Source organism: Lentzea guizhouensis (assembly GCF_001701025.1).
In the GTDB taxonomy this organism is placed as follows: domain Bacteria; phylum Actinomycetota; class Actinomycetes; order Mycobacteriales; family Pseudonocardiaceae; genus Lentzea; species Lentzea guizhouensis.
Map to the genome: position 1 here is coordinate 5103393 of NZ_CP016793.1, position 13044 is coordinate 5116436.

The 13044-nt window shown below is 71.4% G+C and carries 12 protein-coding genes; 8 read left to right on the forward strand and 4 right to left on the reverse strand.

Annotation, left to right across the window (positions count from 1 at the left end):
• Positions 1-95: 95 nt before the first annotated feature.
• The 5 genes from BBK82_RS25210 to BBK82_RS25230 all read left to right on the forward strand — a co-directional run bounded on the left by BBK82_RS25210 (position 96) and on the right by BBK82_RS25230 (position 4317).
• The gene (locus BBK82_RS25210; RefSeq protein WP_065917223.1) at positions 96-848 is read left to right on the forward strand and encodes an alpha/beta hydrolase family protein; all 753 of its coding nucleotides are present in this window, start codon (positions 96-98) and stop codon (positions 846-848) included.
• Entirely contained in the window at positions 845-1294 is a 450-nt protein-coding gene (locus BBK82_RS25215; RefSeq protein WP_065917224.1) for an alpha/beta hydrolase, read from the forward strand. Before BBK82_RS25210 ends, BBK82_RS25215 begins: the two co-directional genes overlap by 4 nt.
• Before the next feature lie 72 nt (positions 1295-1366).
• Positions 1367-2980 carry an ATP-binding protein gene (locus BBK82_RS25220; protein WP_083268134.1) on the forward strand — a complete coding sequence of 538 codons (1614 nt, stop codon included), beginning with the start codon at positions 1367-1369 and terminating at the stop codon, positions 2978-2980.
• A gap of 73 nt (positions 2981-3053) precedes the next feature.
• Complete coding sequence (locus BBK82_RS25225) at positions 3054-3572, forward strand: hypothetical protein (protein WP_065917226.1); 519 nt, start codon at positions 3054-3056, stop codon at positions 3570-3572.
• A 7-nt stretch (positions 3573-3579) separates the two neighbouring features.
• The gene (locus BBK82_RS25230; protein ID WP_065917227.1) at positions 3580-4317 is read left to right on the forward strand and encodes a helix-turn-helix transcriptional regulator; all 738 of its coding nucleotides are present in this window, start codon (positions 3580-3582) and stop codon (positions 4315-4317) included.
• A 1-nt stretch (position 4318) separates the two neighbouring features.
• On the opposite strand, the gene BBK82_RS25235 is transcribed toward BBK82_RS25230, so the two are convergent.
• A complete protein-coding gene (locus BBK82_RS25235; protein WP_065917228.1) occupies positions 4319-5035 on the reverse strand; it encodes a hypothetical protein in 717 nt (238 codons plus the stop codon).
• Between the two features lie 147 nt (positions 5036-5182).
• A complete protein-coding gene (locus tag BBK82_RS25240; RefSeq protein WP_218920330.1) occupies positions 5183-6127 on the reverse strand; it encodes an MASE1 domain-containing protein in 945 nt (314 codons plus the stop codon).
• A 284-nt stretch (positions 6128-6411) separates the two neighbouring features.
• Here BBK82_RS25240 and BBK82_RS25245 point away from each other — a divergent pair, with 284 nt between their 5' ends.
• From BBK82_RS25245 to BBK82_RS25255, 3 genes are read left to right on the forward strand one after another with little or no spacing between them, the layout of a single operon-like run.
• Positions 6412-6972 carry a zinc-binding dehydrogenase gene (locus BBK82_RS25245; RefSeq protein WP_170067962.1) on the forward strand — a complete coding sequence of 187 codons (561 nt, stop codon included), beginning with the start codon at positions 6412-6414 and terminating at the stop codon, positions 6970-6972.
• 34 nt (positions 6973-7006) lie between these two features.
• The gene (locus BBK82_RS25250; RefSeq protein WP_065917231.1) at positions 7007-9145 is read left to right on the forward strand and encodes a molybdopterin oxidoreductase family protein; all 2139 of its coding nucleotides are present in this window, start codon (positions 7007-7009) and stop codon (positions 9143-9145) included.
• Positions 9146-9189: 44 nt separating this feature from the next.
• Positions 9190-10971, forward strand: coding sequence for an AMP-dependent synthetase/ligase (locus BBK82_RS25255; RefSeq protein ID WP_065917232.1), 1782 nt, complete (start codon positions 9190-9192; stop codon positions 10969-10971).
• Positions 10972-11140: 169 nt separating this feature from the next.
• Here the strand turns inward: BBK82_RS25255 and BBK82_RS25260 are convergent, their stop codons facing one another.
• Entirely contained in the window at positions 11141-12124 is a 984-nt protein-coding gene (locus BBK82_RS25260; protein WP_065917233.1) for a LacI family DNA-binding transcriptional regulator, read from the reverse strand.
• A 301-nt stretch (positions 12125-12425) separates the two neighbouring features.
• A complete protein-coding gene (locus BBK82_RS25265; RefSeq protein ID WP_065917234.1) occupies positions 12426-12977 on the reverse strand; it encodes a TetR/AcrR family transcriptional regulator in 552 nt (183 codons plus the stop codon).
• Positions 12978-13044 lie beyond the last annotated feature (67 nt).

Consider the following 13044-nt stretch of genomic DNA (forward strand, 5'->3'; position numbering starts at 1 on the left):
GGCGGGTTCCGGCCGGGCAGCCGCCTGCGGAAGCAGGGCCGCTGGACGAGTACTACTCGCAGACCATCTCCTGGGCCGAGTGCACGGCGGGGTGGGTGACGCCGTCCACGGGCGTCGAGTGCGCCGCGGCCGTTGTGCCGGTGGACTACTCGAACCCGGAGAACGGCAACCTGGAGATCGCGCTGTCCCGCAGGAAGGCCACCGACCCGGCCCGCCGCAGAGGCGTGCTGCTGACGAACCCCGGCGGGTCCGGCTTGAGCGCCGTCAACTGGTTCACCGGCCAGACCGACGTCCTGCGCGTCTACGACGTCATCGGCGTGGACCCGCGCGGCGTCGGCTACTCCTATGGCACCCAGCTGGGTTCTGTCTACGGCTCGATGTTCCCCACCCGCCTCGACCGCTCGGTCCTCGACTCGGCCCTCGACCCGCTCAAGACCTGGCACGAACAGGACGTCGACGTGGTCGACGCCATCGTCGAGAACCTCCGCAAGTGGACCGAGTGGACCGCCGCACGTCATGGCACCTACGGCTTGGGCACCACCCCCGCCGCGGTGCGGGGCGAGCTGGACGCGATCGCCGAGAAGCTCAAGTCCGGCCCGCACGGCGGCTACGCGGACGTGACCTCCTTCGACCACGCGACCGGCGCCGCCCGCTACCGCCGCTCCTGGGCCGCCTTCGCCCGCCACATCGCCTCGATCAAGGCCAGCACCTCCGACCCGGCCGAAGCCCCGGCCGTCGTCTCCGCCCTGCGCCGCGGCGACATCGAACCGACCTCGCCGGGCCCTTCAACGCGGTCGTCTGCGAGTGGGACTGGCCGAGCGACGTCAACACCTACTACAACGACATGAAACGCTGGCGCGACACCAACCCCTACGGCGGCACCGTCGACTACATGGCGCCCACCAACTGCGCGTTCCGCTCGTTCGAACGCCAGGAACCGATCCCGCCGATCCCGCGCAAGTACCCGGCCGGGATCGTCATCAACTCCGACGGCAACACCCAGACCCCTTACGCCAACGGTCAGGTGATGGCGGAACACCTCAACGTTCCGCTGATCTCCGTGGCCGACGACGGTCAGCACGGGCACTACGCGTTGCGCCGCAACGCATGCGTCGACGCGCTGGTGAACAAGTACCTGGTGTCCGGGGTCCTGCCGGCCTCGCGGGTGACGTGTGCGGGGACGGACATCGCGGAGCCGGTGCCGCCGGGTGCCGCTCGGGGTGACTCGGTGGCGGTGGGGCGGCCGTTGAGCGACGTCCTCGGGGAGATCGCGGGGGAGACCAAGCCCTTCTGACACCGCAACTGGGGCTCGGTCTCCCGTCTCGCCACCGACGGCGAGCCGAGCTCCAGGTCGCCCGCCTCTGTCTTGCTCGCCCTCGCCGTGCTCGCCCTCGCCGTGCCCGCCCTCGCCGTGCCAGCCCCGCCCGCCCGCCGTCGCCGTGCCTGCCCGCCCTCGCCGTGCCTGCCCGCCTCGCCGTGCCTGCCCGCCCTCGCCGTGCCTGCCGCGCCCGTGCAAGACTCGGGCGGCAGGACCGCCGAAGCCGGGGCCGTCATCGCCGACACCCCGCGCGCCACGGCCCCGATCTTCGGGCGGGAGCCGGAGCTGCGTGCCGTGCTGGCCTGCGTCGACCAGGCGCCGGCGACCGGGCTGGTCGCGGTGCGGATCAGCGGTGAGCCGGGCATCGGCAAGACGAGCCTGGTGAACGAGATCGCGCGCCGGCTGCGGGACCGCGGCTGCGGGGTGCTGGCCTCGGCGTCGGACGTGCTCGGCAAGCGCATCCCGTACGGCGCGGTCGTGGCGGCCGTCCGCAGCCTCGCCGAACCCGGGAGCCCGGCCCGTGCCGAGGCGTTGCGGGCGTTGGAGGTCGACGGGACCGAAGACGGCGCGTGGTTCGGCCGGGCCTGCGACCGGGTGGTGGCGCTGCTGGCCGAGCTCACCGCGACCCGGCCCGCGGCCCTGCTCGTGGACGACCTCGACCACGTCGACGACGACTCGCTCGCCCTGCTCGGCCTGGTGCTGCGCCGAGTCTCCGCGGCTCCGCTGGTGCTGGTCACCACGAGCCGGTCGCACGCCGGCGAGACCGGTGCCGAACACCTGCTGGACCGCGTCGAGCAGTACGCCGAGGTCGTGCGCATCGACCTCGCGCCGCTGTCGGACGCGGACGTCGCGCGGATCGTCGAGACCGTCCTGCAGAGCCCGGTCGACGACGCGCTCGCCCGCGAGGTCCAGCAGCGGGCCGACGGGAACCCGTTCTTCGTCACCGAGATCGCCCGCTCGCTGCGGGAGCTCGACCTGGTGACGCTCGACGGCAACCGGGCACGACTGGCCGTGTCGCCCGACGCGATCCGGCTGACCCGACGCGAGGCTGTGCTCCGACGCGTTGCGCCTCTCGAGAACGAGACGCGTCTGGTCGCGCGGGCCGTGGCGGTGTTCCGGCGCGTACGGCTCGACCAGATCCCGTTGCTGGCAAGGGTTGCGTCATTGCCGGAGCACACCGTTGTCGCCGCGTTCGACGAAATGCTGCACGCGCACATCGTGGTGCACGACGAGGACCGCGGCTATCGGTTCTCCCACGCCCTTGTGGGCGAGGCGCTCTACCACGAGGTCGGCCCGGCCCAGCGCCGTCACCTGCACAGCCTCATCTCCGCGCGGCTGCTGGACGACCGCGCGCAGGGCCTGCCCGCCGACCTGCTGCAGCTGGCCTGGCACCTCGCCGAGTCCGCCGCGCCGGGCGACCGGGTGGCGGTCGGCGTGCTCGCCGAGGCCGCCACTGGCCAGGTCCACCGCGCCCGAGACGGCCGCCGCGCTGTGCGGGCGAGCGCTGCAGCTGTTGCCGCACAACGCACCCGAGCGCGCCGGGCTGCTCGCCTGCGGTGCCGGGTGCTGGCCCGCGTCCCGGCCGGGGCTCGCGGTGGAACCGGGTCTGGCCGCGCTGGAGTCGTTGTCCGGCGCGGAACGCCCGCGTCGCCACCGCCGTGATCTCGTCGCTGTTCGCGGTGGGCCGCACGGCGCAGGCGATGGAGCTGGCCGACCGCGAGGTGGCCGGGCGGACGTGCCGGCGTCGCTGCGGGCGTTGCGCGCGGTGCTGCTCGTCCACACCGGGCGGCACGACGCCGCGGCGGCCGAGGTCCCGCTGGTCGAGGCGTTGCCGATCAGCTCACCGGCCGAGGGCGTGATCGTCAACGAGCACCTCGCGATGCTGACCTCGTTGCTGTTCCGCCACGACGAGACCGTCGAGTACGCCAACCGCGCGCTGGCGTGCAGCGAGGGCCGGCCGGTGCTGGAGCTGCAGGCGCTGTCGGTGTGCGCGTCGATCACCGCGCTGGCCGGTCTGGTGCACGACGCGTCGTGGCGGGTGCGGCGTGCCGAAGAGCTCGCCGATCAGGTGGGCGCGCACGGTTTCCGCGCCGAACGCGCCGCCTCCCGCGTGGCGCTGGACTGGCTCGGCGGCCGGTGGGACGCGGCGCTCGACGGCATCGGTCGCCGGCCCCGACGTCGAGGCCGCTCAGGCCGACCAGGCACTCGGCTTCCTGCAGGCGGTCGAGCTCTCCATCCGCACCTGGCGCGGTGAGCTGGACGTGGCCGCCCGCCTGGCCGCTGCCCGCCCGCGGTCGGTGACCATCTCGCGCCTGCACGCCGCCGCGCTGGCCGAGTACCTGATCGCCCGCGGCGACCTCGACGAGGCCCACGCCCTGCTCACCACCGGCGTCGGCGACCGGCTGGAGGCCGCCTACTCCTGCGTCCTGGTCGCGCGCACGATCGAGCTCGACCTGGACCGGGGCCGCACGGAGGCCGCGAAAGCCGCACTCGCCCGTCTCACCGAGGTCGCACCGGCCCGCGTGTCGCCGTGGTCGCGCACCACCGTCCGGCGCGTCACGGGCCTGGTGCTCCGCGACGCGGACGTGCTGCGGGATGCCGTGTCCGAGGCCGAGCTCGGCGGCCTGGAGTTCGAGAAGGCCCGTGCCCAGCTCGCCCTCGGCGAGGTCGCGACCGACGAGGTCCCGGCGCTCGTCCAGGCGTACACGACGTTCCAGCGGCTCGGCGCCCACGGCCTGCGCCGCCGGGCCGGCACCCGCCTGCGGACCCTCGGTGCCAAGGTGCCGCGCGCCCGGTCGAAGGCACCGGGCCTGCTGACCGAGGCCGAGGAGAACGTGGCCAGGCTGGTGCAGCAGGGCATGCGCAACCGCGACATCGCCGCCGCCCTGCACTACAGCCCGCGCACGATCGAGGTCTACCTGTCCCGGATCTACGCGAAGCTGCACGTGTCGTCCCGGCTGGAGCTCGCCCGCGTGCTGGACGCGAGGCAGCAGCGGTGAGCTACCCGAGCACCGGGTACGGGACCAGCCTGCTCTCGTCGTGGAACCGGCGGTAGAAGCCCGTCACGACCTCGGCGATCGGACCGTGCCGCAGCAGGACGTCCGCCACGCCGGGAGGCACGCCCTGCGGCCGTTCCCCGCGGGCACACGCGGCCAGGAACGCCCGGTGCTCCTCCCCGCGGTACCCGTACCGGTTGGCGATCAGCCAGAGCACCAGGTGCGTGACGGTGTAGCAGCGGTCGTAGGCCTGGTGCCGGGCGAAGAACCCGGCCTCGTCCTCGGCCAGGTCGAACTCGGCGGAGAGCGCGAGACCGCAGTCCGCGAAGTACAGCCGTTCGCCGTCGGTGAGGATGTTCTGGAAGTGGCCGTCGAAGTGCAGCAGGCCGCGGGCGTTCAGGAACGACGTGCCGGCCGCCAGCTCCGCCTCGACCATGGCGCAGGCGCGGTCCAGTGCCTCCTCGCCGGCGTCGGCCTGCGCGCCGAGCCAGTCGTGCAGGTTGTCCGGGAAGTGCTCGAGGAACAGCACGATGCTCGCCCGCGAGTCCCGCAGCGCCTCGATCCGCCGCCGCATCGCCGGATCACCCTCCCAGTAGGCGACCGCGGCGTCCACGTCGGCCAGCTCCTCCGGCAGCGGCTGCCCGGGATGCGGCAGCACCCGCCAGTGGTACATCAGCGGGAACCCCCGGAAGTCCCCGGCGAGCACCCAGTCCGTCGTCATCCGGTGCACGGCGAGCTCCCGCCAGGCCCCGAACCCAGCGGGACGGCTCCGGCGAGGACCTCGTCATCGCCGCGGCGGGCCAAAGCGCTGGAGACGGTGTGGTGAACGACCGAACGTGCTTGCACCGCCTCGACTGCACGCAGTTCCTCAGGCGGGTGGCACGACCCGGCCGAGCCGCTTGCGCACGCCCTCCTCCTGGTAGCGCGCAACGGTTTCCGCCAGCTGCACGCACGCGCGCTCGATCGCCCGCCTGGCCTCGTTGCGCTCGCTCGTGATCGCGCTGAGGATCAACCCGGTCAGCGCCACCGACCCGTTGAACGCCTGCAGCACGATCATCGTCGTCAGCAGGTCGGTCTGCGCGAACGTGCCGGACGCGGCCGACAGCACCGCCGCCACCGAGATGATCACCGCGCACGGTGCCGCCACCGTGTGCTGGAAGCGCAGCGCGGCCCAGATCAGCATGGGGAACACCAGGAACAGGAACCGCAGCTCCGAGGTCGTCACGAACAGCGACAGGACCGCGGCGGAGGCGAAGATCGCGGCCGCCTCGAGCACCCGCGCCGGTGGCGCGTGCCAGGTGCGCGGGAACGTCAGCAGCAGCGGGGTGAACACGAGCACGCCCATCGCGTCGCCGGTCCACCACACCGAGAACACGGGCAGGACGTCGTGCCAGGGGATGATGCCGAAGAGCCGCAGCGACAGGGCACCGACGAGCGCGCTGACCGCCATCGCGCCGAACGCGCCGACGAACACCAGCAGCAGTGCGTCCTTGAGGCGGTCGAGTTCCGTGCGGAAGCCGAACCGGGTGAGCAGGTACCAGGCGAGCAGCGGCGCGGTGGTGTTGCCGATGGTGACCAGCACGGCGGGGCCGAGGCCGTTGAGTGCGATGTTCGCGGCCAGGGCACCGACCGCGATGCCGGGCGCGATGCGGCCGCCGAAGAGGAACAGCGCGGCGACCGAGATGCCGGTCGGCAGCCACAGCGGGGTCACCTGGCCCTCGACGAGAGCCAGGACCAAGCCCACCTGTGCGGTTGCGAAGTAGGCGAGCGCCACCGCGGCGATCGTTGCCACGGTGCGGAATGCGGCGTTCACGCGCACATGCTGCTCTTGTGCAGGGTCGATGGACAGACCTTATGACTCGCCGTACCCGCATGGGCTCACACGGTCGGTGCCGCTGCTGAGCGAATCGCTTTGTGCAATTTGCACAGACGGCTCTGAGCTGGGAAATCCCTTAGTTGTTGTGGAAGCCGCACTACAAGCCGGCACTCGCTGTCCACAACTCTGACCAGATGCGCACAGCCGAGGCGGCCGATGAGGTCAGGGTCGAGGACGGCGGGCGTCGCGTCGTCGTGGTCGCCGGTCGCCTGCACCTGCCCGTGTCCGCGGGCGTGAGCGATGAGCAAGCGCTGGTCTTGGCCAGAGCAGGCACCACGGCATGGCATCTCCTCCGCACGTGCGCGCACCTCAGGCCAGACGAGTCGATCGTCGTGCACAACGCTGCGAGCGAGATCGGCGCGATAGCGGTGCAACTCGCGCGCAGCTTCGCCGCAGGCCGTGTGATCGCCACGGAGTCGAGCCAAGCCCGCCGGCGCAAGGCGCTCAAGCTCGGCGCCGACATCGCGGTCGAGTCCGATCGGGACGGTCTGGCCAACCGGCTGGTGCGCGCGAACGAGGGTGGACAGGTCGACGTCGTGCTCGACCCCGGAGGCATGCTCACGGCCTCCTCCGACGCGCTCGCGCCGTTCGGGCGGATCGTCTGTTTTGGCACTGACCAGGATGAATCCATCAAGCTGACCGGTCTGCTCAGCGGGTCGCGAGCCGTGATCGGCTTCCGCTTCGAACACACGCTGCAACGACCGGACATGATCGCCAGAGCGGTCAGTGAGCTTTTCGGGTTGACCTCGGCCGGGCGGTTGCGCCCGGTGGCCACCGACTAGTACTCGTTGGTAACAAGCCGGAGCAAGGGGACGCATGAGCACCGTGTTCACGACCTGCCCGCTGTGCGAGGCGACGTGCGGGCTGGAGCTGACGGTCGAGGGCGACCGCGTCACGAAGGTGCGCGGCGACCGCGACGACGAGTTCAGCAAGGGGTTCATCTGCCCCAAGGGCGCCTCGCTCGGCACGCTCGACGCCGATCCCGACCGCCTGCGCACGCCGCTGGTCAAGCGTGCCGGCGAGTTCGTCGAGACCACCTGGGCGGAGGCGTTCGCGTACATCGACGAGCGGCTCAAGGACTTCCCCGACCGCGACGCCGTCGCGATGTACCTCGGCAACCCGGTGGTGCACTCCCTCGCTGGCGGCCTTTACGCCGGACCGCTGCGCAAAGCGCTCGGCAGCCGCAACGTCTTCACCGCCAGCACGGTCGACCAGATGCCCAAACACGTCCAGTGCGGACACATGTACGGCAGCATCTTCTCGATCCCGGTGCCCGACATCGACCGCACCGACTTCATGCTGGTCCTCGGCGCGGACCCGTTCTCGTCCAACGGCAGCCTGTGGACGGTCCCGGACGCGCCGGGCCGGTTCCGCGAGCTGCAGCGGCGCGGCGGGTCGTTCGTCGTCGTCGACCCGCGCCGCAGCCGCACCGCCGCGGCCGCCGACCAGCACGTCGTCATCCGGCCGGGCACCGACGTGTTCCTGCTGCTGGCGTTGATCCACGAGCTGTTCGCCCAGGACCTGGTCGACCTGAAGGAACTCGCGGACCACGTCACCGACCACACGCCGGTCCGCGCGCTCGTCGCCGACTTCGGCCCGGACGCGGTGGCAGAACGGACCGGCGTGGCCGCCGAGGTGATCCGCGCGCTGGCCCGCCGGCTCGCCACCGCCGACCGGGCAGCCGTCTACGGCCGCATCGGCACCACGACCGTCGAGTTCGGCACGATCGCGTCCTGGGCGGTCGACACGCTCAACGTCCTCACCGGCAACCTCGACCGGCCCGGTGGCGTGATGTGGCCGCTGCCCGCCCACAGCCGCCGAGGTTCCGGGCGGGGCAAGGGGTTCGGCATCGGCAGCTGGCACAGCCGGGTCAAGGGCCACCCCGAGGTGATGGGGGAGTTCCCGGCCGTCACACTGGTCGACGAGATCGAGACGCCCGGCGACGGCCAAGTGCGCGCGCTGTTCACGATCGGCGGCAACCCGGCGTTGTCGTTGCCGAACTCCGCACGCGTGAACGACGCCCTCGCGTCGTTGGAGTTCATGGTCAGCGTCGACCCGTACCTCAACGAGACGACCAGGCACGCCGACGTCATCCTGCCCACGCCGCCGCCGTCCCGCCGTGCGCACTACGACCTCGCGTTCTTCAACAACTCCGTGCGCAACGTCGTGAAGTACTCGCGCGCACCGATCCCGTTGGAGCAGGACCGGGTCGACGAGACGGACATCTTCTTCCGGCTCGCCACCATCTTCGGCGGCATGGGCCCGGCCGCCGACCTCGACGCCATCGCCGCGTTCCAGCTGGCGGAGCTGAAGACCAAGCTCGGGGCCGACTTCGAACCCGAGGGTGAGACCCGCGAGGAACGCCTGCTGGACCTCAAGCTCCGCACCGGCGCGTACGGGGTCTCGTTGCGGCAGCTGCTGGACAACCCGCACGGCATCGACCTCGGCCCGCTCACCTCACGCCTGCCGGAGATCCTGCGCACCGCGTCCGGCAAGGTCGAGCTCACGCCACAGGCCGTTGTGGACGACCTGCCGCGCGTGCTGGAGTCGTTGCGCACACCCGAGACCGAGATGGTCCTCGTCGGCCGCCGCCACCTGCGCACCAACAACTCCTGGATGCACAACGTGCCCGCGCTGGTGAAGGGCAGGCCGTTGTGCACGCTGCTCGTCAACACCGGTGACGCCCGGCGGATCGGCCTGACCGACGGCGCCACCGCCCGGGTGACCTCGCGGGTAGGCAAGGTCGAGGTGCTCGTCGAGGTCACCGACGACATCGCGCCGGGTGTCGTGTCGATGCCGCACGGCTGGGGCCACGACCTGCCCGGCACGCGGATGACCGTGGCCCGTGAGCACGCCGGGGTGAACGTCAACCTGCTCACCGACGACCTCCGGATCGACCCGCTCTCCGGGACCGCCGTGCTCAACGGCACCCGCGTCCAGGTCGTGCCCGCCTGAACCCTCCCGCCCGAACCCCCGCCCCGACGCGCGTAGGAGCCGCAATGACCGCAGGAGTCACCAGCCCGAACGCGGTGAAAGCCGTGCGCCGCATCGCCGACCTGCCGTTCCTCGCGGAGCAGGCGTACGGCGACGCGGTGGCGTGGCGGTTCAAGCAGCACGGCGAGTGGCACCGGCAGACCTACGCCGAGGTCTCCGAGCAGGTGCTGGACCTCGCCTCCGGGTTCGTCCACGCCGGACTGTCCTCAGGCGACCGGGTGTGCGTGCTCGCCGGCACCCGGCACGAGTGGGTCGCGGTCGAGCTGGCCGTGCTCGCGGCCGGCGGCATCGTCGTGCCGATCTACCCGTCCAGCACGGCGGAGGAGGTCGCCTGGGTGGTCGGCAACTCCGGAGCGTCCATCGTGGTCGCCGAGGACGAGGCGCAGTGCGTCAAGGTCGACGTCGTGCGCGACGGGCTCCCCGAGCTGCGCGCGGTCTACACGATCGAGCCCGCCGGTGACCGGCCGACGGTCGCCGACCTGCGCGACACCGGCCGCACCTCGCCGCTGGCCGCCGAGCTGGACGCGCGCAGGGCCGCGGTGAAGCCCGACGACCCGAGCCTGATCATCTACACCTCCGGCACCACCGGGCCGCCCAAGGGCTGCGTGCTGACCAGCGCGAACTGGGTCACGCTGTGCCGGCTGGCCGAGGAGACGCGGATCGACGCCATGCAGGGCACGGTCTACCTGTTCCTGCCGCTGGCACACGTCTTCGCGCAGATCGTCATGTTCGGCACGATGTACCGCGGCGGCGAGCTGGCGTTCTACGGCGGCGACATGAAGGCGGTCGTGCCCGAGCTGGCCGAGGTCAAGCCGACGTTCCTGCCGTCGGTGCCCAGGATCTTCGAGAAGATCTACACGTTCGTCACCGGCGCGGTCGACCCGGCGCAACTGTCCCAGGCGGTCACCCTCGGGCTGGAGGTGCGGCGCCGCAAGGCCGCGGGCGAACCGGTGCCCGCCGAGATGGCGGCGGCGTTCGACCAGGTCGACGCGCTGTTCGCGAACGTGCGCGCGGTGTTCGGCGGGCGGCTGCAGCAGGCGTTGTCCGGTGCCGCGCCGATCTCCCCCGAGGTGCTGCAGTTCTTCCACGCCGCCGGGGTGCCGGTGCTGGAGGGCTACGGCATGACCGAGTCCACTGCGGTCGGCACCATCAACACGTTGGAGAGTTTCAAACTCGGCTCGGTCGGCGCCACCGGCGTGGCGGGCCTGGAGATGAAGCTCGGCGAGGACGGTGAGCTGCTGATGCGCGGCCCGCACGTCTTCGGGGGCTACTGGCGCGACCCGGAGGCGACGGCGGAGACGATCCGGGACGGCTGGCTGCACACCGGTGACCTCGGCGAGATCGACGCGGACGGTTTCGTGACGATCACCGGGCGCAAGAAGGACATCATCATCACCGCGGGCGGCAAGAACATCGCGCCCGCCAACGTGGAGAACGTGTTGCGGCAGTCGCGGTGGATCTCGCACGCGGTGCTCTACGGCGACCGCAAGCCCTTCTGTGTGGCTCTGATCACACTGGATGCGGACGAGATCGCCGCGTGGGCCACGTCGCGTGGACTTCCTTCTGACGTTGAGTCACTGGTGGGTCACCCGGACGTGCGAGCGCTGGTGCAGGAAGTCGTTGACGAAGCGAACTCGCACTTCGCCAGTGTTTCCCAGGTGAAGAAGTTCGTCCTCCTGGCAAGGGACCTGTCGCAGGAGGTAGGCGAGCTCACGCCCACGTTGAAGGTCAAACGTGGTGTGGTGCACCGTCTTCACGCTGAGTTGTACGAAGGCCTCTACGTGTAACCCGTACGTACGAGAATCCAAAAACAGGTACATCCACCCTGGCTTATTTCCCCGTCCCAGGGCAGAGTGGAACACCAGCGGCACATGGCCCCCTCCCCCCTCGGGCCCGCCGCTTTCGCGGCCCCGGCTTTCAGCGCACTCCCCCCAGGCGCTGGCCGGGGCCGCCTTTTCACCTCTTGGGCGGCGTGGTGGTCCCGCGCACGACCAGCTGCGTCTCCAGCACGACCTGCGGCACCTCGGTGTTGTCGGAGTCCAGCCAGTCCAGCAAGAGATTCACCGCCGTCCGTCCTGCTTGGGCAACGGGCATCGCGACGGTGGTGAGCGCGGGGCAGCACAGCGCCGCGTACGTCAGGTCGTCGAACCCCGTCACCGACACGTCGCCGGGCACCGAGATCCCGCGGTCCCGCAACCGCGCCAGCACACCCAGCGCCATGATGTCGTTGTAGGCGATGACCGCGGTCGTGCCGGCCGCCACGGCCAGATCCGCCGCCTGCAGGCCACCTTCGTAGCGCGGCGCGAACGGCCCGAGGTCGGCCAGGTCCACGCCGTGCCTGGCCACCGCCGACATCAGGCCGCGCCGGCGCTCCTGGTTGGACCACGACGTGCGCGGCCCGTTCAGGTAGGCGATCCGCTGGTGCCCCAACGCGACGAGGTGCTCGACGACCGCCTGCACGCCATCGGACGAGTCCATCAACACCGCCGGCACACCGGGCAGCCGCCGGTTCAGCAGCACCAGCGACGTCGCCCCGGCCGCCTCGCGGACCTGCGAGTCCTCCAGGCCCGGCGCGCACAGCACGACACCGTCGACCTGCTTCGCCATGGCGTGCACCAGCTTGGCCTCCGCGACCGGGTCCTCGTCGCTGTCGGCCACGAACACCGCGTAGTCGGCCTGCGCCGCCCGCGCCTGCACGGCCTTGAGCACCCCCGTGAAGAACGGGTTGTCGAGGTCGGGCACGACGATGCCGATGTTGCCGGTCTTGCCCGTGATCAGTCCCCGCGCGGCGCGGTTGGGCTGGTACCCGAGCTCCGTGGCAGCGGCCAGCACGCGCGTCCTCGTCTCCGGCCGCACGAGCTCCGGAGAGGTCAGCGCACGCGAAACGGTGGCGACCGACACGTGCGCCCTGCGTGCCACGTCGCGGATGGTCACTGCCACTGGTTACCTCGCCTCAGCCGCCGGTTGATCCAATCATGACCTGTCCGGCGCTGAGAGCGGTCTCCGAGCCGGGTCACGAGCCGGGCGGGGTTCACGAACTTCAGCGCGACCACCAGCAGGACCGGCGTGGAACCGGTGCAGGTCACCGCCATCGAGCCGGCCATCTGCTGTGGCCTGATCCCCGCCGACGGGAAAACGCTGACCGCCCGGAACCGCTGGCTCCTGTTCGCCCCCAGCGTCGCCGTACAACCCCAAGCCGCGCAACCCAACCCGCGCGGCCCCGAGCCGCACAACCCCCCGATCAGGCGCGCAGACCGTCCAGCAGCAGCGCGATCACCCGTCGCGGCTCGTACCGCTCATCCGCCTGCCCGATGCAGAGGTTCCCGATCCCGCGCATCAGCTCGTACGGCCGCACATCCGCCCGGATCTCCCCGGCCGCCGCAGCCGCATCGAGCAGCTGCCGGCACACCGGCCCCAACGTGTCGAGGAAGTACGCGTGCAACGACGCGAACCCGCTGTCGTCGGACTGCAACGCCTGCGCCAGACCGTGTTTGGTCACCAGGAAGTCGACGAACAGGTCGATCCACCGTCGCAATGCGACATACGGGGACCCGCCGCCCGCCAGCAGTTCCGGGCCCGCCGCCGCGCACGACTCGACCTGGTGGCGGTACACGGCGACGACGAGGTCCGCGCGGGTGGGGAAGTGGCGGTAGATGGTGCCCATGCCGACGCCCGCCTCGGCCGCGATCTCCCGGATCGGGGCGTCGACGCCGGAGCGGACGAACACGGCGGCCGCGGCGGCGAGCAGGGTCTGCTCGTTGCGCACGGCGTCGGACCGCTTGCGTGGGGGCACGGGACTCCCTTCCGAGGGGCGGTTGACAAAGCGGAACACTGCTCCGTATCGTTCCGGAACGTCGCTC